19 protein-coding genes are annotated in these 22,497 nt (G+C 72.7%); 11 read left to right on the forward strand and 8 right to left on the reverse strand.

Annotated features, from left to right (window positions below):
* The first annotated feature begins 50 nt into the window (after positions 1-50).
* Positions 51-584 carry a gamma carbonic anhydrase family protein gene (locus ACWEFL_RS22505; protein ID WP_451715418.1) on the forward strand — a complete coding sequence of 178 codons (534 nt, stop codon included), beginning with the start codon at positions 51-53 and terminating at the stop codon, positions 582-584.
* Here ACWEFL_RS22505 and ACWEFL_RS22510 read toward each other — a convergent pair.
* Positions 550-1,164 (reverse strand): ATP-binding protein, encoded by a 615-nt coding sequence (locus ACWEFL_RS22510; RefSeq protein ID WP_451715420.1) that lies wholly within the window; start codon positions 1,162-1,164, stop codon positions 550-552. The genes ACWEFL_RS22505 and ACWEFL_RS22510 overlap by 35 nt on opposite strands.
* Positions 1,165-1,306: 142 nt before the next feature.
* Between ACWEFL_RS22510 and ACWEFL_RS22515 the strand changes: the two genes are divergently transcribed.
* Entirely contained in the window at positions 1,307-4,288 is a 2,982-nt protein-coding gene (locus ACWEFL_RS22515) for a helix-turn-helix transcriptional regulator (RefSeq protein WP_451715423.1), read from the forward strand.
* A gap of 676 nt (positions 4,289-4,964) precedes the next feature.
* The gene (locus ACWEFL_RS22520; RefSeq protein ID WP_451715425.1) at positions 4,965-6,203 is read left to right on the forward strand and encodes a cytochrome P450; all 1,239 of its coding nucleotides are present in this window, start codon (positions 4,965-4,967) and stop codon (positions 6,201-6,203) included.
* A 41-nt stretch (positions 6,204-6,244) separates the two neighbouring features.
* On the opposite strand, the gene ACWEFL_RS22525 is transcribed toward ACWEFL_RS22520, so the two are convergent.
* The 5 genes from ACWEFL_RS22525 to ACWEFL_RS22545 all read right to left on the reverse strand — a co-directional run bounded on the left by ACWEFL_RS22525 (position 6,245) and on the right by ACWEFL_RS22545 (position 10,806).
* Positions 6,245-7,603: a cytochrome P450 gene (locus tag ACWEFL_RS22525; protein WP_451715428.1), complete on the reverse strand. Its 1,359-nt coding sequence runs from the start codon at positions 7,601-7,603 to the stop codon at positions 6,245-6,247.
* Positions 7,600-8,214: a GTP-binding protein gene (locus ACWEFL_RS22530; RefSeq protein WP_451715430.1), complete on the reverse strand. Its 615-nt coding sequence runs from the start codon at positions 8,212-8,214 to the stop codon at positions 7,600-7,602. Before ACWEFL_RS22530 ends, ACWEFL_RS22525 begins: the two co-directional genes overlap by 4 nt.
* Positions 8,195-8,554 carry a DUF742 domain-containing protein gene (locus tag ACWEFL_RS22535; RefSeq protein WP_451715432.1) on the reverse strand — a complete coding sequence of 120 codons (360 nt, stop codon included), beginning with the start codon at positions 8,552-8,554 and terminating at the stop codon, positions 8,195-8,197. Before ACWEFL_RS22535 ends, ACWEFL_RS22530 begins: the two co-directional genes overlap by 20 nt.
* Positions 8,551-8,973 (reverse strand): roadblock/LC7 domain-containing protein, encoded by a 423-nt coding sequence (locus ACWEFL_RS22540; RefSeq protein ID WP_451715434.1) that lies wholly within the window; start codon positions 8,971-8,973, stop codon positions 8,551-8,553. The genes ACWEFL_RS22535 and ACWEFL_RS22540 overlap by 4 nt, the downstream gene beginning before the upstream one ends.
* Positions 8,974-9,078: 105 nt before the next feature.
* Positions 9,079-10,806, reverse strand: a complete 1,728-nt coding sequence (locus ACWEFL_RS22545; protein ID WP_451715437.1) for an ATP-binding protein — start codon at positions 10,804-10,806, stop codon at positions 9,079-9,081.
* Between the two features lie 649 nt (positions 10,807-11,455).
* Between ACWEFL_RS22545 and ACWEFL_RS22550 the strand changes: the two genes are divergently transcribed.
* The gene (locus tag ACWEFL_RS22550; RefSeq protein ID WP_451715439.1) at positions 11,456-12,208 is read left to right on the forward strand and encodes an acyltransferase; all 753 of its coding nucleotides are present in this window, start codon (positions 11,456-11,458) and stop codon (positions 12,206-12,208) included.
* Positions 12,209-12,361: 153 nt separating this feature from the next.
* On the opposite strand, the gene ACWEFL_RS22555 is transcribed toward ACWEFL_RS22550, so the two are convergent.
* A complete protein-coding gene (locus tag ACWEFL_RS22555; RefSeq protein WP_451715442.1) occupies positions 12,362-13,228 on the reverse strand; it encodes an EamA family transporter in 867 nt (288 codons plus the stop codon).
* A 95-nt stretch (positions 13,229-13,323) separates the two neighbouring features.
* On the opposite strand from ACWEFL_RS22555, the gene ACWEFL_RS22560 reads away from it, so the two are divergent.
* Together ACWEFL_RS22560 and ACWEFL_RS22565 are read left to right on the forward strand one after the other, a co-directional pair.
* Complete coding sequence (locus ACWEFL_RS22560; protein ID WP_451715444.1) at positions 13,324-13,896, forward strand: helix-turn-helix domain-containing protein; 573 nt, start codon at positions 13,324-13,326, stop codon at positions 13,894-13,896.
* Positions 13,897-14,038: 142 nt separating this feature from the next.
* Entirely contained in the window at positions 14,039-14,593 is a 555-nt protein-coding gene (locus ACWEFL_RS22565) for a YbaK/EbsC family protein (protein ID WP_451715447.1), read from the forward strand.
* Positions 14,594-14,634: 41 nt separating this feature from the next.
* On the opposite strand, the gene ACWEFL_RS22570 is transcribed toward ACWEFL_RS22565, so the two are convergent.
* Entirely contained in the window at positions 14,635-15,042 is a 408-nt protein-coding gene (locus ACWEFL_RS22570; RefSeq protein WP_451715450.1) for a CoA-binding protein, read from the reverse strand.
* Positions 15,043-15,184: 142 nt separating this feature from the next.
* Here ACWEFL_RS22570 and ACWEFL_RS22575 point away from each other — a divergent pair, with 142 nt between their 5' ends.
* From ACWEFL_RS22575 to ACWEFL_RS22595, 5 genes are all read left to right on the forward strand, one after another.
* A complete protein-coding gene (locus tag ACWEFL_RS22575; protein ID WP_451715452.1) occupies positions 15,185-15,724 on the forward strand; it encodes a GNAT family N-acetyltransferase in 540 nt (179 codons plus the stop codon).
* Positions 15,725-15,909: 185 nt separating this feature from the next.
* Positions 15,910-16,536: a YigZ family protein gene (locus ACWEFL_RS22580; protein ID WP_451715455.1), complete on the forward strand. Its 627-nt coding sequence runs from the start codon at positions 15,910-15,912 to the stop codon at positions 16,534-16,536.
* A 412-nt stretch (positions 16,537-16,948) separates the two neighbouring features.
* On the forward strand, positions 16,949-18,127 hold the full coding sequence (locus ACWEFL_RS22585) for an exonuclease SbcCD subunit D (RefSeq protein ID WP_451715458.1): 1,179 nt from the start codon (positions 16,949-16,951) through the stop codon (positions 18,125-18,127).
* Between the two features lie 159 nt (positions 18,128-18,286).
* Positions 18,287-21,415 (forward strand): AAA family ATPase, encoded by a 3,129-nt coding sequence (locus tag ACWEFL_RS22590; RefSeq protein ID WP_451715461.1) that lies wholly within the window; start codon positions 18,287-18,289, stop codon positions 21,413-21,415.
* Positions 21,416-21,636: 221 nt separating this feature from the next.
* Positions 21,637-22,488 (forward strand): SDR family oxidoreductase, encoded by an 852-nt coding sequence (locus ACWEFL_RS22595; RefSeq protein ID WP_451715464.1) that lies wholly within the window; start codon positions 21,637-21,639, stop codon positions 22,486-22,488.
* Positions 22,489-22,497: the final 9 nt, after the last annotated feature.

The following is a 22,497-nucleotide window of genomic DNA, read 5'->3' on the forward strand; positions in this document are numbered from 1 at the left end:
TGGAGCGGGGAGACCGCTCCCGGACCGGGCGAACGTGAAGGAGAACGGCCATGGCGTCAGACGCGTACATCGCGGGTGTGGGCGGTACGGAACCCCGCGTCGACCCCGGCGCCTTCACCGCACCCACCTCGGTCGTCATCGGCGATGTGGCCCTGGCGGCGGGGGCCAGCGTCTGGTATCACGCCGTACTGAGGGCCGACTGCGGTCCCATCGTCATCGGCGCCGACTCCAACATCCAGGACAACTGCACGGTCCATGTGGATCCCGGCTTCCCGGTCACCGTCGGCGAGCGGGTCACGGTCGGGCACAACGCCGTACTGCACGGCTGCACCGTCGAGGACGACGTACTGGTCGGCATGGGGGCGACGGTCCTCAACGGCGCGCGCGTCGGCGCGGGTTCACTCGTCGCCGCGGGCGCGCTCGTCCCCCAGGGCATGGAGATCCCGCCCGGCTCTCTCGTCGCGGGCGTGCCCGCCAAGGTCAAGCGCCCGCTGACCGACGAGGAGCGCGAGGGCATCAGGACCAACGCCGCCATGTACCTCGAACTCGTCAAGAGCCACCGCGAGGCGCGCCGGACGGGCTGAACCGGCTCTCCGTCCCGACCGGACCCGCCGGGTTCCCCGGCCGTGCCGGACCCGCCGTACCGAACGAGTCGAGCTGCTCCGGGCCGGTCGTCGGCTGACGGCCGATACCGGTCACCGGACCGCTGCGCGGCGGCATTACGATCTCCGCCGACACCACACTGCCCACGGGGAGTCTGCGGGTGACGGTCCGCGTGGCGTACGCGTCGACCAGCCCCAGGCCCCGCCCGCAGTGCGCGTGCGCGTCCAGCGGCTCCCGCCGCCGGGTGAGGCGGTGCTTCCACCGCCCGCCGTCCCGGACCTCGGCGGTCAGCGTGTTACCCCGGACCTTGATGGCCACCGTGACCCAGCTGCTGCCGCTGTGCAGCACCACATTGCCGACCAGCTCCGTCACGATCACCGACAGCGCCTCGTGGCAGACGTCGTGCAGCCGCCAGCGGCGTGCCACCGCACCCGCGAACCGGCGCAGCGCCCGAACGGACTCCGGCGTCGCGGACATCGCGCACTGCGCCAGCCCCCTGGCCTCGTCCGCCGGCTCGGAGCCGGGGGAGGCGGGTCGGCGCGACTCCTCGGATGCGATCACGGTCGGCTCCTCCTGCCCGGGTGGCGGCCCGGACCGATGGGGCTACGCTCGCTGTCACCGCGTGCCTGGCGCAACCCGGGGAGACCGAAGTACGGATACGTAAAGAAATGAAATGCCCGGAAATGTCGAGGAGAGTGATCCGGTGACCACGCTCAGTGACGACATCTGGGAGCGCTGGCTCGCCCGGAACGTCGCGCGCGCTCCCCGGCAGCCGACGCTTCTGCTGCTGGAAGGGCGGGCCGGAACCGGCAAGAGCCGTCGGCTCGAACTGCTGCTGGAACGCTCGGAGTCCCGCCCTCGCGCACGCGTGGTGATGAGCTTCACCCCGTCCGGAGTCACCCTGGCGCACTTTCCCGTCGGCGTCGCACCGACGGAACCGAGTGCCGCCCGGCCCGCGGTGCGTACGGAACGGGCCGATGGCCGGCATCCGGTACGGGCACGCCAAGAACCGCCCGCGCCGAAGGCGTCGCCGCACCGGAGGCTGTACGAGAACGCCGACGTCGCCGCCCTCGCGGGAGACCTCGTGCCCCTGCTGGAGACCGGCGGCCCGGTGCTCCTCGTCGCCGACGACCTGCACCGGGCGGACCCGTCCGCCCGCGAACTGCTCGGCCGGGTGCTGGAAGAGCCGCCCGACGCGCTCACCGCCGTCCTCGCCTACCGCCCCGAAGAACTCGCCGAACCGGGACTCGTCCTGGGCCGGGCCATCGCCTACCCGCCCCGGCTCTCCGTACTCCGCCTCGACCTGCGGCCCCTGGACAGCGAACAGGTCCGCGACATGGTGGAGAGCCGCCTCGGCCCCGAGAGCTGCCCACCCGAACTGATCGCCCGGATCCATGAGCGGGCGGCCGGAGTGCCCCAGGTCGTCGCCGACCTGGTCCGCCAGCTGGAGGAGACCTACGGACCCCGCGAGCGGTACACGGCACGCGACGTCGACGCCACCGGCACACCCGTCCGGCTGGCCGAGCTGATCACCGGACGACTCGCCGCCCTCGCGGAAACGGAACGCGCGGTCGCCGGGGCGGCCGCCGTGCTCGACCGCCCGAGCAGCGCCGAGGACCTGTACGCCGTGGCCGGACTGCCCGCCGCCACCGGCCGGCAGGCGCTGGCCGCCGTCCTGAGAGGAGCCGTCCTCCAGGAGGACGAGGAGCCCGATCTGTACCGCTACCCGTCCCCGCTGGCCGGCGCGACGGTCTACCGGGGGATACCGGGGCCCCTCCGGCAGGAGATGCACCGCAGGGCGGCCGACGTCCTCGCCCGGCGGCAGCCGGTGGACTGGCCACGGCTCGCCGTCCACCGCCACCGCGGCGGCCGGATACCCGGCTGGCTGAAGGCGGTCGAGCACGCGGCAGGCCAGTGCGCCGACGCCGGTGAGCACCAGCGCGCGATCGACCTGCTCGAACAGGCCCTGTCCCACCCCGCGGTACCCCGTGCGACCCGCGCCAGGCTGGCCCTGCTGCTCGCCCACAGCGCGGTCCTCGGACTCCACACCGACCAGACCGTTCAGGTACTGCGCCAGATCCTCGACGAACACTCCCTGCCGTCCGCCGTACGCGGCCGGATCCGCCTCGATCTGGGCCTGGTCCTCTACAACCAGGCCGGGAAGGGCCTCCAGGGCTGGGTGGAACTGGAACAGGCGGCCGAGGAACTGGCCGAGCAGCGGCCCGCGCTCGCGGCACGGGCCATGTCCGCGCTCGCGATGCCCGTCATGTCGGCGGTGCCGCTGGAGAGCAACCTCTACTGGCTCGACCGGGTGCAGAAGATGGCCGCCCGGAGCTCCGACGACGAGGTCCGTACGACCGTCGCCGCCAACTGCGTCGCCGTACAACTGGAGACGGGCGACGCCTCGGCCTGGGAGGTACTGGACCGGCTGCGGGGCGAGGCCGGCCACCCGGAGCGGCTGCCGCATGTGGCACGGGGGCTGGTGAACGCCGCCGACGCGGCCCTGTGGCTCGGGCAGCTCCCGCGCGTCGGCGAACTGCTGGAGGAGGGCCTCGAACTGGCGGCCCGTGGCGGAGCCGCCTATGTCGAACAGGACGGCCGGGGCACCGGCCTGGTGCTGGACTGGGTGACCGGCCGCTGGGACGGACTGGCCGGCCGGGCACGCGCGTTCGTCGCGGACGCCGGTGTCATGCCGGGGCCCGCCGCCGACGCCCGGATCGTCCTCGGCCTGCTGGCGCTCGCCCAGGGGGACTGGCAGCAGATGTCGGCCTGGCTCTCCGGCGACGGGCGTCCCCTGCCGACGGGATCCCCGCTTCCGCATGTCGCAGCGGCCGCAGGGGCCCTGACCAGGACGGCGATCGCCCGCGGCGACCTGGAGAAGGCCGCCGTCGAGGCCACGGCCACCTGGGACCGGCTGCGGGAGAAAGCCGTATGGGCCTGGGCGGCCGAACTCGCCCCCTGGGCCGTCGAGGCCACCGCCAGGGCCGGACGCCATGACACGGCACGGTCGATGACCGAGGAGTTCGAGGCGGGTCTCGCGGGCCAGGAAGACACCGCGCCCTCGGCCGTCGCCGCGCTCCACTGGTGCCGCGGCCTGCTCGCCGAGACCGCGGACCGGCCCGCCGACGCCGTGCCCCACTACCGTGAGGCTTCCGCCGCGTATGCCGCCATGCCCCGGCCGTACGCCGCGATCCTCACCACCGAGGCCGCCGAAACCTGTGTCCTGGCGGCGGCAGAGCGCGAAGGCGCACGCGACGAGGGCAGGGGCGGCGAGGGCAGGGGCGGCGAGGGCACGCGCGATGAAGGCGCGACCGATGGAGGCAGGCGCGACGTGGGAACCGCCGACTCCGTCGCCGTGGCCGTGGAATCCCTCGCCACCTGCGTCGAACGGCTGATCGAGCTGGGGGCGGCCTGGGACGCGGCACGGGTGCGCGCCACCCTCCGCTCCCACCAGCCCGCCCCCGGACAGCGACCGCGCGGCCGGCCCGGCTACGGCGACCAGCTCTCCCCGCGCGAGCAGGAAGTCGTCGAACTGGCCTCCGCCGGACTGACCAACCGGGAGATCGCCGCCACCCTCCATCTGTCACCGCGCACCGTCGAACAGCATGTGTCCCGCGCCCGGCGGAAACTGGAGTCCCAGTCCCGCCAGTCGCTGAGCCGCCCCCGGCTCCACCGGACGAGCTGAATTTATTGCGTATCCGTAGATGCCCGCCACGGATGGCGCGGCACACGGTGCCGTCACTAGCGTCCACCCACCGAGAGCGGATCGCACCGTCTCCGTGCCTGCCGCTGCCCGGCACGGTGACAGGGTGCCCGCCGTCGGTGCTGTGCCCGGGGCCGGAAGACCGGGCGGGCGAGGGCCGTCTTCCCCCACCGCGGCGGCCCCGCCCGCAGAGGAGGCGAGGCCCGGCCCCGGGCACGGTGGTCCGTCAGCCGGAGCCCGCAGGGATCCGCCGACCCCGGTCCGTACGCCTCCGAGCGCGCCCCGCCGACGGGCGGCCGGTACGCCGAGTCGGGGCGGGACGCACGCACGGCACGCGTCCTGGTGGGCCTCGGTGAGGCCGGCGCCGATCCGCCCCAGCCACCCGTCGGAGTCGTCGACGCTCTCGACCACCCCGGCCGGCGGCCCGATCGCCTCTCGAGCCGAGCGCCGAGCGCCGAGCGCCGAGCGCCGAGCGCCGTGCGCCATCGCGTCGGCGGCCCCGGCCCGGAGCCGGTCGGCGACCGGACCGCGAACACCGCCTGCCCGGCCCGGCGCGCGTGAGCGCGGGCGCATCGGACCGGCGGTACGCGGTCTGTCTCCGCGCGTGAACGGTCAATAGCCTGGGGGGAGTTGTCCGACAGACTGCCGAGGGAGCCCCATGGCCACCGCACAGCAGGTACCCGACATCCTGTCGCCGGAATTCGCCGCCAACCCCTATCCGGCGTACCGCGCCATGCGGGAGCACGCCCCTCTGCTCTGGCACGAACCCACCCGGAGCTACCTCATCTCGCGCTACGACGACGTCGAGCGGGCCTTCAAGGACAAGGACTCCGTCTACACCACCGACAACTACTCCTGGCAGGTCGAGCCCGTCCACGGCAGAACGATCCTCCAGCTCAGCGGGCGCGAACACGCCGTACGGCGCGCACTCGTCGCACCCGCCTTCCGGGGCGGCGAACTCCGGGAGAAGTTCCTCCCGGTCATCGAGCGCAACGCCCGCGAACTGATAGACGCCTTCCGCCACCGGGGCGAGGCGGACCTCGTCGATGCCTTCGCCACCCGCTTCCCCGTCAACGTCATCGCCGACATGCTCGGCCTGGACAAGGCCGACCACGACCGGTTCCACCGCTGGTACTCCACCGTCATCGCCTTCCTCGGCAATCTCGCCCAGGACCCCGAGGTCACGGCGGCCGGTGAGCGCACCCGTACCGAGTTCGCCGAGTACATGTTCCCGATCATCAGGGAGCGCCGAGAGCACCTCGGCGAGGATCTGCTCTCCACGCTCTGCGCCGCCGAGATCGACGGCGTACGGATGAGCGACGAGGACATCAAGGCGTTCTGCAGTCTGCTGCTCGCCGCGGGAGGAGAGACCACCGACAAGGCGATCGCGGGCATCTTCGCCAATCTGCTGACGCACCCGGAGCAGCTCGACGCGGTACGGGAGGACCGGAGCCTCATCGACCGGGCGTTCGCCGAGACCCTGCGCTACACCCCGCCCGTTCATATGATCATGCGGCAGACCTCGGCCGAGGTCACCGTCAGCGGCGGCACCATCCCGGCCGGAGCCACGGTCACCTGTCTGATCGGAGCCGCCAACCGGGACGGGGAGCGCTACCGCGAACCCGACCGGTTCGACATCTTCCGGGACGACCTCACCACGACCACCGCGTTCTCCGCGGCGGCCGACCATCTGGCCTTCGCCCTGGGACGGCACTTCTGCGTCGGGGCGCTGCTCGCCAAGGCAGAGGTGGAGACGGGCGTCAACCAACTCCTCGACGCGATGCCGGACATGCGGCTCGCCGACGGCTTCACCCCCGAGGAACAGGGCGTGTTCACCCGCGGTCCCGTCTCCCTGCCCGTGCGCTTCACCCCCGTGACCGGCCCCGCGGCCGGCTGACGGCCGTCATGGGCGGACCCGGTCGGCCCATGACGCCCATGTCACCGTACGACCGGGGTGAAGCGCACCGGGAGGGAGGCCAGACCCCGCATCCACAGCGAAGGACGCCATGTCAGCTCGCGCGGCTCCACGGCGAGCACCACGTCCGGCAGCCGCTCCAGCAGTGTCTCGATCGCCGTGCGGGCGATGACATCGGCCAGCAGCGGTGCCGGGTAGGGACAGCGGTGCTCGCCGTTGCCGAAGGACAGATGCGCGGAGTTCTCGGCTCCGATGTGTCCCTCGGGCCAGATCTGCGGATCGGTGTTGGCGGCGGCGAGACCCAGCACCACGCAGTCGCCCGCCCGGATCCGCCGGCCCGCGAGCTGGGTGTCGCGCACGGCCCACCGCCCGATGAAGTTCTGGGTGGGCGTCTCCAGCCAGAGCACCTCGTTGAGCGCCTGGCCGACGCTCAGCCGCCCGCCGGAGACGTTCAGGGCGAATCGGTCGTCGGTCAGCAGCAGCCGCAGGGTGTTGCCGATCCAGTTGGCGGTCGGCTGCTGTGCCGCCGCGATGACCGTGATCAGATCCTGGACCAGCTCGTCGTCCGTCAGCCGGGCCGGATGCCCGAGCATCCGGGAGGTGACATCGGGACCCGGTGCGGCCCGCTTCTCCTTCACCAGCCGCTGGATGCGCTCCTGCACCCGGCCGTACGCGGAGACCGGATCGTCACCCTCGTGCGCGTCGAGGGAGATCCGCAGATCGCGCACCAGATCCTCGGTGTCGGCGCCGTCGGCCGGCATGCCGCACATCTGGACGGCGGCCCGCATCGGCAGGGCGTGCGCGTACGAGGACATCAGCTCGCCCCGCCCGCCGCCCCCGAAGCGATCGATGAGCTGGTGGGCGATCCGCCGGCTCCAGTGGCCGAGTTCGAACTGGTCGACGTCCTCCAGCGCCTCGGTGATCACGCCAGCCCGGCGCTGGTGCTCGGGCCCTTCGGTGAAGAGCACGGACGGCTGATATCCGACGAAGGGCATCAGCGGCCAGTCGGCGGGGATCGACTCCCACTGGTTCCAGCGCCGGGAGTCCCGGGCGAAGAGATCGTCGTGGCCGGTCACATAGCTGACCTCGGCGTAACCGAGTACCAGCCAGGCCGGAATGCCGCCGTCCAGCAGCACCGGCGCGACCGCTCCGTGCTTTCGCCGCATGCTGCGGTACAGCTCCGACGGGGACTGCTGGTACTCCAGACCGCTCAGCGGGATCGCGTCCGCGTGGGCCGGACAGCCCGGTCCCGGCACGGCGGCGGAACCCGGTACCGCGGTACCGGATCCGTGCGTGGAGTCGGTATCGCGCGCGGATCCGTGCGTGGGGCCGTGCGCGGATCCGGGCGTGGGGCCCTCTGCGGGTCCCGTGAGGTCGGTCATGGGGTCATCTCCCGGGACATGGCCAGTTCGCGAAGGTGTCTGACGAGGCTGATCAGCACATGCTTGCCCGACGAACGGACGCGCGCGTCGCAGTCGACCAGCGGCACATGCGGGGCCAGGGACAGCGCCTGGCGTATCTCCGCCAGCGAGAACGCGGCCGGATCGTTCGCGAACCGGTTGACCGCCACCACGAACGGCGTTCCACGGTTCTCCAGCCGGTCGATGGCGTACCAGGAATCGCTCATACGCCGAGTGTCGACCAGGACGACGGCGCCGAGCGTGCCGGCGAAGAGCCGGTCCCAGAGAAACCAGAACCGTTCCTGGCCCGGCGCCCCGAACAGATACAGGACCATACGGTCGTTGAGGCTGATCCGCCCGAAGTCGAAGGCGACGGTCGTCGTGGACTTCGTCGTGGGGCCCGCCGTCTCGTCGAGCCCCGCACCGGCCTGCGTCATCACCTCCTCGGTGCTCAGCGGCCGGATCTCGCTGACCGACTTGACCAAGGTGGTCTTGCCGACCCCGAATCCGCCCACGATCACGATCTTGAGCCCCGTCTCGACGGAGTCGACCAGGGGTGTACGGCGGGGCACTTCAGAGGTTGCGGAGTCCATGGAGCACCTCCTCCAGGAGAGCCGAGTCGGGCAGGCCGATCAGTGAGGCCGCCGCCCGAGGACGGCGTGCGGTGATACGCCCCGTCGTCAGGAGATCGCCGAGCAGGATCCGTACGACCGTGACCGGCAGCCGCAACTCCGCGGAGATCTCGACGACCGAGATCGGATGCCGGCACAGCCCAAGGATCCGCACATGCTCCGACTGCATACCCGGCGACGGCGCGCACTCGCTGACGATCAGCGTCACCAGGTCGAAGGTATCGTCCTCGACGCGGCTGCGGCCCCCGGTGACGGTGTAGAGGCGGTCGGGATCCCCCATGTCGATGGGGCGACGGGTCATGAGAACTGATTCTCCCGCGCTGTTCGCGTACGCGGCTCGGCGCGCAGATGGTCGCCGAGCTGCTCGACCAGCTCGGTCATCTGATGGCCGACGGCACCCGGATCGGCTCCGTCCTCGGCCACCACGGCCAGATGGGCGCCGTCCCCGGCCTCGACGATGAACAGCAGCCCGCCGTGGAACTCCGTCATCGAATGCCGTACGCCGCCGCTGCCGTCGCCGAACTCGACCGACGCGCCCTGGGCCAGCGCCTGGATCCCCGAGCAGATCGCGGCGAGCTGATCCGCCTGATCCAGGGTCAGCAGCGGGGTCCAGCACAGTTTCAGCCCGTCGCGGGAGAGGACCAGGGCGTGCCGGGTGCCCGGAGTGCGTTCGAGCAGACTTTCCAGCAGCCAGGTCACGCTGTTGTCGGTGGTCTCCATGGTGTGCGTGGGACGTTTGCCGTCCGGTGGTCCGGACCCGTCCCGTGCCTCCTGTCTCACGGTTCTCTTGCGTGTTCGGTCTGGTGTGGGGACGGCCCGGGCCGGTCAATTGTCTTCCGAGGACTGTCGCGGGGGCTCGTTTCCCGCGTCGGGGCGCTCGGAACGGTCCTGGCGCGAGCGGTGGAAGGCCCCGAACTGCGCCCCGGCGTCCCGCCGTCGCGGTACGCCCCGCGCGTCGGCCCCTTCGTTCTCCGTCCGTCCGCGGTCGGCGGCGGCCATGGTGCGCCCTCGCGGCCGTACGGGCAGCCCGTTCGGCGTCGCCATCCGGGGCCCGTGCGGCGACGGGAGGGACCTGACGGCAGCGGGGGGCACGGAGTCGGGCGCGGCCGGGCGGGGCTCCGGGGCGGGCGCGGTGCCGGGCGTGTCGGGTGCGCTCGCCACCGGGGCGGGGCCGACGGGGCGCGCCACCGGATCGGGCACTATCCCGCGCGACTGGTGCAGCAACTGCGGCGGGAGCAGCACCACGACCCCGGTGCCGCCACGGGAGGACGGCCGGAAGCTGACGGTCATCTGGTACTTGGCGGCCAGCAGGCCGACCACCACGAGCCCGATCCGGGTGCTGCGCAGCCGGGCGAGGTCGGTGCCGCGGCCGGACACGGCCTCCTCGGCGCGTTTCAGGGCCGCGCCGGACATCTTCAGACCGCTGTCCTCGATGGTGACGACGAGCCCGGCCGTACGCTCCTCGACGTACACGTGGACCTCGTCGATGGGCGGGGAGAAGTTCGCCGCGTTGTCGATCAGTTCGGCCAGCAGATGCATCACGCCCTCGGCGGCGTACCCGGTGACCGATGCTGTACTGGAGGAGTGCAGCCGGACCCGCCGGTAGGCGGCGATCCGGCCTACCGCGCCGCGCAGGATGCTCTCCATGCCGATCGGCTTGTTCCAGGTACGGCTGGCCCGGCCGCCCATGAGCAGCGCGAGCCGGTCGGTGAGCAGTCCCAGCTGCGAGGTGTTGTGGTCGAGCCCGAGCAGGTCCCCGAACACGTCTTCGCCATAACGATCCTGCATGTCACGTAGATCGGCGAGCATGCTCACGGCCTTCGCCTGCACCCGGCTCAGGGTCTTGGCGCTCGCTCCCATCGCGGCCGAGGCACGCCGCTCGCTGAGGGCGAACTCGCGCACCATCGAGTCCAGGATCACCCGCAGGCGGGCGTCTTCGGGCTGTTCGAGCGCGGCGAGCGCGGTGTCCGCCGAGGCGCCCGAGCGCAGCCGTTCGACCGCGGCGGGCAGAGTCACCGTGGTGAGCCGGTCCAGGTCGTCGGCGGCCCGCGCCAGCCGCTGGACCGCGGTGGTGCTCGCGGCGGTCGCCGTCCTCGCGTGGTGTTCGCTCGCGGCCAGTTCGGCGGCGAACGCCTGGAGCACCAGCCGGAGTTGGGGATCGGCCGGCCGGGGCGTGCTCGCGAGCACGTCGTCGGCGCTCTCGCCGTCGCGCAGCCGTTTGACGACGGAGGGCAGGGTGACGGTGAGCAGATGCGTGGCGTCCGCGTCGGTCGCCGCCGTCCGCGATCGCAGTGCGTGCAGTTCGGCGGTCGCGTCGGTCGCCGTGGTGCGCAGCCTGCGCGCGTTCAGCGTACTGACGACGATCGTCGTGGCCACCCACGCCCAGGCGACCGTCACGGTCACCGCGGCCCAGGCGCGGGCCGTGTCCGGAGCCGCGAAGATCGCCGCGCCGCCGACCGCCGCGGCCACCACGATCGCGGCCGGCGCAATGACCAGCGGCAACGGCCGTGGTGTTCGTATCCGGTGCGGTTTCGGTGGAACTGGCACGGACATTCGGTCCCTCGCTGCTGAGTCCGGGGAAAACCAGGGGAGTGCGGCCGGGCCGACTGCGGGCATCGGCCGAACACAGGGGCGCGCGCCGGTGGTTGACGGCGATCTTCCGCACTCGTGTCGCGCTCATGCTAGTCACGGGCCACTCCCGGTGAGCCCGGACGGGACCCACTCCCCACAGAATGGAGGACTTAGTCCCGAACTCACTGTCTCGTGTCCGGGATCGTGATAGGCAGCGAATCCCGGACGGACGGGGCAGGGTGGCTGTTCGGCGTGGTGCCGATCCTCGCGCAGGCGATCACTCAGCGCCGCGCGTGGCGAGTGCGATGGCCGAAAGTGGTTCGATCGAGCTGCAGGGCGATGCTTTCCGGCCAACTGGGCTTCGGTGCCGGTGTGGTAGGAGGTGCCTGTGGGGGGTGCGGGAGTCCGGGGCGGGGGCGGAGGCCCGTCGGGTCGGTTCCGTCCGCCGGATCCGTCGGCGCGCTCGGGTCGCCGGCCCGTCGGTCCGTCGGGTCTGTTCGGGTCTGCTTGAGTCCGCCCGGGCCGGGGAGCCGGGGTCCGAGGGCCGGGTCCGGGGGGCCGGGAACGCCGTGGGGCGAACATCACAGCGGAGCGCTGTGAAGGGCCCGGTCGCGCCCACTACCGTGAGTGGGTGCGCAAGAGCAGAAACGCGTTCTCGTTCTCGTCGCCTTCCGCCTGGTGGCGGAGGGTTCTCACCCGGATCGTCCACCGGGGCTGGCGCTGGGTGCAGAACGCGGGCGCCGTCACCGCCGAGCATCCCGGGCGGCTCCGCTTCCGGAGCCTCGGGCACGGCACCCGGCTGGCTTTTCCGCAGGGCACGGTGTTCGGCGAGCGCTGGATCGAACTGGGCGACCACTGCGTCATCGGCGAGCAGGTCACGCTCACGGCGGGCATGACGCCCGGCCTCGATCTGGGCGTCGATCCGATCCTGACCCTGGGGGACGGCGTCGTCCTGGGCCGCGGCAGCCATGTCATCGCCGATACGCGGGTGACGATCGGCTCCGACACGTACTGCGGCCCGTACGTCTACATCACCTCGACCAATCACAGCTACGACGATCCGCACCAGCCTGTGGGAAAGCAGTGGCCGCGCACCGAGCCGGTGGCCATCGGCCCCGGCTGCTGGCTGGGCACCGGAGCGGTGGTCCTGCCCGGCGCGCGCCTCGGGCGCAATGTCGTGGTCGCCGCGGGCGCGGTCGTCCGGGGGGAGGTGCCGGACCACTGTGTGGTGGCGGGCGCTCCCGCCAGGGTCGTACGGAGCTGGGACCCGGTCCGTGGCTGGGAGCCCCCGCTGCGGACGCCCAAGCCCGTGCCGATTCCGGACGGCATCACTCCGCGCGACCTGCTGGCCCTCGCCGAACCGGAGGAGAAGCCGGAGGGCTGACCGGACCCGGACGGAGCCACCCGACCGGGACGGAGCCACCCGACCGGGGCGGAGTCCTCGACCCGGACGGAGTCCTCGGGCCGCGGCGTATCCCGCCGACCCCGGCCCGCCGACGGGGCTCCGGCCGCCCGCGAGCCGACGGGTGACGTCCCGCTAACCCCCGGCCAGCAGGACCGTGCCCACCAGGGCGAGGCCCGCGCCCGCCGCCTGGACCACCCGTAGCCGTTCCTTGAGCAGGACGAACGCGGCCAGCACGGTCACCACCGGGTAGAGGTGCGCGAGGACGGCGGCGATGGTGACGGGGCCGATCCGGGCGGCGGCGGAGTAGGTGCCGTTGGCCGCCACATCCGCGAGGCCCAACAGGGCGAGCGGGACGAAGGAGCCCAGGACCACCCGCAGTCCGCCCTCCTCCGGCAGGGCCCGGCCGCCGCGCCTCACCGAGGCGTACAGCGCCGCGCCACCGACGGCCACATTGACGACCCGCTGGACGAAGAGGGCGAGGAACAGCCCGGTGAGGTTCGACGACGCCTCGGCGATCAGCGCCAGCACCGCGCCGAAGCCGAACGCGGCGGTCAGGGTGAGCGCGATCGTCTGCCGCCGCACGGGCGCCCCGCGCAGTTCCGGGCCTCCCGCGAGGACGATCCCCGCCACCGCCACGCCGATCCCCGCGACTTGCAGCAGTGCGGGCCGCTCGCCGAGGAGCAGCCCCACGCCGACGGGTACGGCGACCCCCAGTGAGCACATGGGGGAGACCACGCCCATCGGCCCCAGGGCGAGCGCCTTGTAGAAGCAGAACAGGGCCGCCGGGCCGACGGCTCCGGCCGCCACCGCGTACCAGAGCCGCGGTCCGGCCTCCTGCCATGCGCCGGTGGCGACGACGATCCCGCCGAGGACGACCGCCGCGATCGCCTGCGAGGCGACGACGACCGTGAGGGCCGGTATGCGCCGGGTCAGCAGCCCGCCGCCGAAGTCGGCCAGGCCCCAGAGAAGGGCGGTGGCCAGGGCGAAGAGTGCGACCATGGGACGACCTCGCAAGTACAGTGCGTTGAACGATGCGGTGCACCACACCGTAGTGCAAGATTTTGTACCCTGTCATTCACTTTAATGGACGGAATGTGTCGGACCTCGACCAGTTGACCCAGTCGCTCGCCCGCAATCTGAAACGCTGGCGCGGCGAGCGGGGGTTCACGCTCGACGCCCTCGCGGCCCGCGCGGGGGTAAGCCGCGGAATGATCATCCAGATCGAGCAGGCGCGTACCAACCCGAGCGTCGGAACCACGGTGAAGCTCGCCGACGCGCTCGGCATCAGCATCACCACGCTCCTGGACTACGAGCAGGGCCCGCAGGTCCGGGTCGTACCGCCGGAGCAGGCCGTGCGCATGTGGTCCACGCCCGCCGGGAGCTTCAACAAGCTGCTGATCGGGACCGAGGAGCACGGGCCGCTGGAGCTGTGGAGCTGGCTGCTGCTGCCCGGCGAGGGCAGCGAGTCCGATCCGCACCCCGGCGGAACCGTCGAGCTGATTCTCGTCGCCTCGGGCGTGCTGACACTGGTCGTGGACGGAGTGGAGCACGAGGTGCCGACGGGGGCCTCGGCCACCTTCCAGGCGAACGTCCCGCACGCCTACCGCAACGCCGGCGACGAGCCCGTCACGATGACGATGGCGGTCTCCATCCCGCCCGTGCGCTGAGCGGCGCGCGCCGACGCCATGGGCAGGTCGGTCCCAACGGCAGGGCGGCACCGGTCGGGGCGGCAAGGGCCGGGACGGATCCACCGGGCCGGATCCACCCGGCCGGGAACCCCGCCCCGGAACCGCTGTTAGCGTGACGCGTATGCACGCTCCCATCGGAACCTTCGACGATGCCCGGCCCGCGCCCGACTGCCTCGATCTGCTGACCGCCCCGGTCGCCGAGGCCGTGCGCACCTGGTCCGGCCCTGTCTCCGCCGACCAGCTCCTGTACGTCGACACCGATCCGGAGATCGCGGACACCGCCGCCTTCGTGGCACACCACGGACAGGAACTGCTGAGCCAGTCGGCGAACTGCGTCGTCGTGGCGGGCAAACGCGGCGCAGCGACCACACTCGCCGCCTGTCTCGTACCCTCCAGCGCCCGAGTGGACGTCAACGGAGCGGTGCGCAAGCAGTTGGGCGCGCGCAAGGCGTCGTTCGCGTCGATGGAGACCGCCATCGGCGAGACCGGCATGGAGTACGGCGGGATCACGCCCATCGGCCTGCCCGGCCCCTGGCCGTTGCTCGTGGACTCGGTCGTGGCGGACATGCCGTGGGTCCTCATCGGCAGCGGGCGCAGGCGCGGCAAACTCATCGTGCCCGGCAAGGCGTTCGCCGGGCTGCCGGGCGTGGTCGTCCTGGACGGGCTCGGAGTCTGAGGCTGCCTCCACGGACAGAACACCGGCCCGGAGCCGGGCGGTCAGCCCAGGCGCGGGATCTCGATGGCGGGGCAGCGGTTCATCACCATGTCGAGACCGGCCGCGCGGGTGCGTTCGTACGCGGCCTCGTCGATCACGCCGAGCTGGAACCAGACCGCCTTCGCGCCGATCGCGACGGCCTCGTCGGCGACCTGACCGGCCAGGTCGGAATTGACGAACACATCGACCACGTCGACGTCGAAGGGGATGTCCACGAGGCTCGCGTAACCCTGCTCGCCGTGGACCTGCTCGGCCTTGGGGTGGACCGGCACCACCCGCTTGCCGAACTGCTTCAGGACGCGGGCCACCCCGTACGCCGCCCGCGACTCGTTGTCGGACAGGCCGACCACCGCCCAGGTGTCGCCCGTCGAGGTCAGAATCCGGCGGACCGTCTCATCGTCTCCATACATACCCCCGACAACGGGCCGGCCGTGCGGGGCATTCCCCTCCGCAGTCCTTCGCCGGACGACGCATAGACATCTCAGGGGGCTGAGAAGTCAAGCGGATCCGCGAGTCTTGATCACTGCTGAGTCTGCTGATTGGCTGGCCGACATGACTGATCTCGGACCCGTCGCCTGGCCGCCTGCACCGATCAGGACCGAGAGGCTCGTGCTTCGTGAGCCCGAGGCCCGGGATCGTGCGGTGTTCATCGAGCTGCTGGCGTCGCCAGATGTGCACACCTACCTCGGTGGACCCCGCCCGCGTGACGAGCTTGAGCGCGAGTTGCCCGAGGTGCCCGAGCGGTGGCCGGGGAGTTTCGTCGTTGATCTCGACGGGGCGATGATCGGCCAGATCCTGCTCAGGAGAGCGCCGGCGCACCATCGCCCCGCCGCTGCGGGGAAAGCCGATCTCGGCTACCTGTTCCTGCCGCGGGCGTGGGGATTCGGGTATGCCGCCGAGGCGTGCGCCGCGGCACTTGACTGGTTCGAAAGCGTCCTTTCCGGTGAGCCGGTGGTGCTCGCCACCCAGACCGCCAACGTCGGCTCGATGCGCCTCGCGGCAAAGCTGGGGTTCACCGAAGTCGAGCGGTTCCGGGCCTGGGACGCCGATCAGTGGCTCGGCCTGCGGGCCCCCGTCGCCCCCTCCGGTTGACCTCGCGCTCGGCAGGGTGGATCTGTCGAAGTGCCGTTGTTCTCGTTGACGAAGCCGGGCAGGGGCCGCGGGTCATCCAGGCGCTGGAAGGAGTGACGCGAAGGCGCGCTGTCCGTTGAAAGCCACCCGTCGGCCCCTTGTGGGGACCAGACCGAACCGCCTACACCCTCAATTAGGCTGGCCGGATGCATGAGCGGTACCGGACGGTCGCCCACGAGGGCGTCCACGAGACAGAGATCAACAGATCGCGCTTCATCTGCGCGCTCGCACCCGCCGCGACCGAGGAGGAGGCGCGGGCGTTCATCGCCCGAGTCCGCGAGGCGCACCCGGCCGCCACGCACAACTGCTTCGCGTACGTCATCGGCGCGGACGCCTCCGTGCAGAAGGCGAGCGACGACGGCGAACCGGGCGGCACCGCCGGCGTGCCCATGCTCCAGATGCTGCTCCGCCGCGACATCCGGTACACGGTCGCCGTCGTCACCCGGTACTACGGCGGAGTGAAGCTCGGCGCGGGCGGGCTGATCAGGGCGTACGGGGGAGTGGTCGGCGAGGCGCTCGACGCGCTCGGCACCCGCACCCGGCAGCGCTTCAGGCTCGCCACCGTCACGGTCGACCACCAGCGCGCGGGCAAACTGGAGAACGATCTGCGCGCGACCGGGCGCGCCGTGCGTGACGTCCGTTACGCGGAGAGCGTCACCATCGAGATCGGGCTGCCGGACGCGGACGTCGACGCCTTCCGCGGCTGGCTGGCGGACGCCACGGCGGGAACGGCGGTGCTGGAGGTGGGCGGTGAGGCGTACGGGGACGCCTGAGCTTCCGGAATCGGCGTACGCCGCAGGTTGCGCGCACATACTGCCCGCCGGCCGCATGGGGTTCGCACGCCGTGCGGCGCCGTCGGGCCCTGACACCGGGCCACCGGATGCCGAGGCCGGGCGGGTGCGTGACCGGCCGCCGGGCCCCGTTGATCGCCGCTTGCCGTCCGCCGCGCGCCGTGACCGGTTCCAGTCCGCGACCGGTCCAGTCCGCGGTGGGGCACATCACGATCCGGATCATGTGCGGGCATCCGTGGTGAAGCGCCCCCGACGCCGGTGGCAGACTGAGGCCCGTGATGAACCAGGTACCGACCGGCGTCGGTGTCACCGGCCCCTGCCGTGATACCCGCGCCGGCTCCGTGCCGGTCACCGAGGGGGAGAGTGCGATGGTCGTGCGGGGCGGAGCGGTGTCTTGAGGTTTCTGCATACGTCGGACTGGCATTTGGGGCGTTCCTTCCACCGTGTGAGCATGCTCGACGCCCAGGCCGTGTTCCTCGACCACTTGGTGGCGACGGTGCGCGAACGCGATGTCGACGCGGTGCTGGTGGCGGGAGACCTGTACGACCGTGCCGTGCCTCCGCTCGCGGCGGTGGAGTTGTACGACAGCGCGCTGCACCGGCTCGCCGCCGAGGGCGTGCCGACCGTGATGATCTCCGGCAACCACGACTCGCCCAGGCGGCTGGGCGTCGGGGCCGGGCTCATCGACCGCGCCGGAATCCATCTGCGGACGGACCCCTCGGGGTGCGACACGCCCGTGATGCTCTCCGACGCCCACGGCGACGTCGCCTGCTACGGCCTGCCGTATCTCGAACCGGCGCTGGTCAAGGACGAGTTCAGGACGGAGAAGGCCCGCCACGAAGCCGTCGTCGGCGCCGCGATGGAGCGCATACGGGCCGACCTGGCGACCCGTCCGCCCGGTACCCGCTCCCTGGTGCTGGCTCATGCCTTCGTCGCCGGGGGCAAGGAGAGCGACAGCGAACGGGACATCACCGTCGGCGGTGTCTGCGCGGTACCTTCCGGGGTCTTCGACGGCATCGACTATGTGGCGCTCGGGCATCTGCACGGCTGCCAGACCATCACCGAACGCGTCCGCTACTCCGGATCCCCGCTCGCGTACTCCTTCTCCGAGGCCGCCCACCGCAAGACCATGTGGCTCGTCGACCTGGCCGCGGACGGCGGGATCCACGCCGAGCGCGTCGACTGCCCCGTGCCCAGGCCGCTCGCCCGGCTGCGCGGCGGCCTCGACGAACTGCTCGTCGATCCGGCGCTCGGCGTCCACGAACAGTCCTTCGTGGAGGCGACCCTCACCGACGCCGTCCGCCCGGCCGAGCCGATGACCCGTCTCACCGCGCGCTTCCCCTACACCCTGAGCCTCGTCTTCGATCCCGAGCGCGACGAGGACGACAGGGCCGCCGCCACGTACGCGCAGCGGTTGAGGGGGCGCGGCGACCAGCAGATCGCGGAGGACTTCGTGGCGCACGTCCGCGGCGGGGTCGGGCCGGACGAGCGGGAACGGGCCGTCCTGCGCGGGGCGTTCGACGAGGTGAGGGTGGCCGAGACGGTGAACGAGGGGGCGGGCAGGCGTGGCTGACGACGTAGGGGACGAGACACCCGGATCCGGGTGTCCGGCGAGTGCCGAGGGGGCCACGGGCCCCGGGGGCTCCGGCCGATTCACCGGGCTCCGCGCCCCGGACTCCACAGGCGGCCGGGGCGCTCGGGGTTCCGACGCGTCGGTGGGCGGGGTGGCCGGATGAGGCTCCACCGGCTGGCCGTGACGGCCTTCGGCCCCTTCGGGGCCGCTCAGGAGGTGGACTTCGACGCCCTGTCGGCAGACGGGATCTTCCTGCTCCACGGGCCGACGGGCGCGGGCAAGACCTCCGTGCTCGACGCGGTGTGCTTCGCGCTCTACGCGGCCGTGCCCGGCGCCCGGCAGAGTCCGGGCGCGTCGCTGCGCAGCGACCACGCCGAGGCCGGGGACTTCACCGAGGTGACCCTCGAACTGACCGTCGGCGGGCGGCGGCTGGAGATCACCCGGTGCCCCGCCCAGCCCCGCCCCAAGAAGAACGGCAAGGGCTTCACCGTCGAGCGGGCCCAGAGCAGGCTGCGTGAGTACGACGCGGAGAGCGGCGAGTGGAAGGCGCTGAGCCGGTCCCATCAGGAGATCGGTGAGGAGATCGTCCAGCTCCTGGGAATGAGCCGGGACCAGTTCTGCCAGGTCGTGCTCCTGCCGCAGGGGGACTTCGCCCGATTCCTGCGTGCCGACGCCGAGGCCCGCGGCAAGCTCCTCGGCCGCCTCTTCGACACCCGCCGCTTCGCCGCCGTCGAAGAGCGGCTCGCCGACCGGCGGCGGGCGGCCGAACAGCGGGTACGGACCGGTGACGAGCGTCTGCTCGCCGTTGCGCACAAGATGGAACAGGAAGCGGGCGCCGCGGCCGACGGCCGGCCGCTGCCCGCCCGGCAGCCAGGCGATCCGGGGCTCGCCGCCGCCGTACTGGAATGGGCGGCCGTCGCCCGCGCGGACGCGTACGAGCAACTGGCCGTCGCCGCGAGCGCCCTGTCCCTGGCGGAGGACCGGCAGTCCCACGCGCGCACCGCGCTGGACACCGCGCGCGAACGGGACGGTCTGCGACGGCGGTACGAGGACGCGCGGCGCCGACGTGCCGCGCTGGACGAGCGGCGGTCCGAGTACGAGGCGTGGCAGGACCGGCTCGACCGGGCCCGTAGAGCCGAGCGGGTGGGCCCGGCGCTGAAGCTGCGCGACGACGCCGAACGCGAGCACCACGCTGCGATCGAGGCCCACGACCGGGCCCGCGCCGGGCTGCCCAGGGACCTCATGGACGCGGGCGCGGAGCACCTCGCCGAGCTGGAGCGGCGGCTCCGCCAGGAACTGGGCGCACTGGACTCCGCGCGCAGGGCCGAGCGGCGCAGCGAGGAGATCGACCGTGAGCGCGCGGACCTGGACCGCGAGGCCCGCGAGGACGACGGCATCCTCCAGGACGCGGCGGGCTGGCTCGCCGACTGGGACGTACGTCGTCACGACCACCGGGAGCGCGTCACAGCCGCCCAGGACGCGGCCACTCGCGCCGAACACCTCGCGGGCCGGCTCGCGCCCGTCCGCGGCAGACTGCGCGCGGCCCGTGAGCGGGACCGTCTCGCCGACCGTGAACGGGAGGCCGAGGACCGCTTCCGCACCCTCCGCGACAGCGCGGGCACCGCTCGGGAGAGCTGGCTCGACCTGAAGGAACGCCGCCTGCGCGGAATCGCGGCGGAGCTGGCCACGGCCCTCGTACCCGGCGAGCCCTGCGCGGTCTGCGGCTCCGCCGACCACCCCGCGCCCGCCCGCGCGGAACAGGGCCATGTCGCGCCGGCCGAGGAGGACGCGGCCTATGACCAGTACACCCGCGCGGACGGAGCGAAGTCGCAGGCAGAACGGGAACTGGCCGTGGTGCGCGAGGCGTTGGCGGCGGCGATCCGGGAGGCGCGGCAGCCCGAGGAACAGCCCCGCGTGGAACCGCATCCCGCCGAGCCCTTGGATGAGGCGCCCGGAGCGGGTGGCTCGGGAGCGGCGTCGACCGGCGGGCCCGCGTCCGCGACCGTGGAGCGGGACCCCGACGCGTCCGAACTCAAGGCCCTCCTGGAACAGCTGGAACGCGACCACGAGGAGGCCCACCGCCTCGCCTCCGGCATGCACGCCGCCCGTGAGGCACTCGACCGTGCCGAGCGGGAGCACGAGGAGCGGGTCGTGGCACGGGAGCAGGCCGAGCGGCGGTTCGCCGGGCGCACCTCCGCACGAGAGGCGCTCGACCGGGAGCAGTCGGGTCTGACGGGTGAGCTGGAGCGAGCCCGCGGGGGCGAGCGGAGCGTCGCCGAGCACGCGGCCCGGCTGGAGCGCCGGGCGCGGGTGCTCGCCGACGCCGCCGACGCCGTACGGGCCTACGACCTGACGGCACGGCGGCTGAAGGAGGCCGACGCCGGGCTCGCCGACGCCGCGTTCCGGGCCGGGTTCGACACTCCGGGCCGCGCGGCCGAGGCCCTGCTCGACGACGCGGGGCACCGCGACCTTCAATGCCGTGTCGACGCCTGGCGGAACGAGGACGCGGCAGTCGCCGACCGGCTTGCCGAGCCGGAGACCCGTGCCGCCGCCGAGCTGCCGCCCGCCGACCCCGAAACGGCCAGGATCGCTCACGACGGCGCGGAGCGCGCCCTGCGTGCCGCCGCCGCGGCGTTCGCCGCCGCCCGCGAGCGCTCCGCCGAACTGGGACGGCTTTCGCGGGAGGCCGGCGCCGAGACCCTGCGGCTCGGCCCGCTGCGCGAGGAGTACGACCGGGTGGCCCGCCTCGCCGGCCTCACGGCGGGCACCTCCGCCGACAACGAACGCAGGATGCGCCTGGAGTCGTACGTCCTGGCCGCCCGTCTCGAGCAGGTGGCGGCGGCGGCCACCGCACGGCTGCGGCGCATGTCGGCCGGCCGGTACACCCTGGTGCACTCCGACGCCCGTTCCGGAGGCAAGCGTTCCGGGCTGGGGCTCCATGTGGTCGACGCCTGGACCGGCAGCGAGCGCGACACGGCGACCCTCTCCGGAGGCGAGACCTTTTTCGTGAGCCTCGCCCTCGCGCTCGGTCTCGCCGATGTGGTCACGGACGAGACCGGAGGCGTACGGCTGGACACCCTCTTCATCGACGAGGGCTTCGGCAGCCTGGACGAACAGACCCTGGACGAGGTTCTCGACGTGCTCGACTCGCTGCGCGAACGGGACCGCAGCGTCGGCATCGTCAGCCATGTCGCCGATCTGCGCCGCCGTATCCCCACCCAGCTCGAAGTGGTCAAGGAACGGCACGGCTCGGTCGTCCGCCTCCGTACGGCACCGCTCGGCGGCTGACCGGGCCCGACGGCTGACCGGGCCCGACGGCTGACCGGGCCCGACGGCACGGACGGCGATTCGGCGTAGGCGGGGCAGGCGGGGGAGGCGGATCGGTCGGCGCGGGAGACGGTCGGTGTGGGAGGCGCGGCAGGGCCCTGGGTGCGGGGCGCTGCCGCGCACGGGGGCGTCCGGACAAATTCATGTGACAGAGCGGCCACGGGCGACCAGACTTGGCGCCCATGCCCAAGTTCCCCCCTCCCGAGCCCGCGTCCCTGCGCCGCGATCCCCTTCCCCTGCGCGGCCGTACCGCCCTGGTGACCGGTGCGAGCCGTAGAGGAGGCATCGGTTACGCGGTGGCCCGCCGCCTCGCGGCGTACGGCGCGAGCGTCTATCTCCACCATCATGTGCCGCACGACGAGGGCATGCCCTGGGGTGCCGACCCGGACGGGCCGGAGGCCGTGGCCGACGGCGTACGAGAGGCGCTCGCCGATCCCGGCGCCCGCGTCTTCCACGGACCCGGCGATCTCTCCGACGCCGCCGCACCGGCCGCGCTCATCGCGACCGCGGCCGACGCGCTCGGCGGCCGGATCGACGTCCTCGTCGCCAACCACGCCCTCAGCGGCTACGACGGCACCCTGGACACGATCGACGCGGCCATGCTGGACGCCCACTGGGCCACCGACGCCCGTTCGGTGATGCTGCTGGTCCAGGCGTACGCACGGCTGCGGTCCGGCCTTCCGCCGCGCACCCCCGGCGGCCGGATCCTGATGATGACCTCCGGCCAGGACATCGCCGGCGGAATGCCGGGGGAGATCGCGTACGCACTGGCCAAGGGCGCGCTCGCCTCGGTCACCCGCTCCCTCGCGACCGCGCTCGCCGAACTCGCCGTGACCGTCAACACCGTCAACCCCGGCCCCGTGGACACGGACTACCTGACCGGCGACGCCTACCGGGAGGTCGCCGACCGGTTCCCGTCAGGGCGTTGGGGCATGCCCGACGACCCGGCCCGGCTGATCGCCTGGCTGGCCACGGACGAGGCGGAGTGGATCACCGGCGAGGTGGTCAACTCGGAGGGCGGCTTCCGCCGCTGAGGCCGTCGC

This window comes from Streptomyces sp. NPDC004838 (assembly GCF_053600955.1).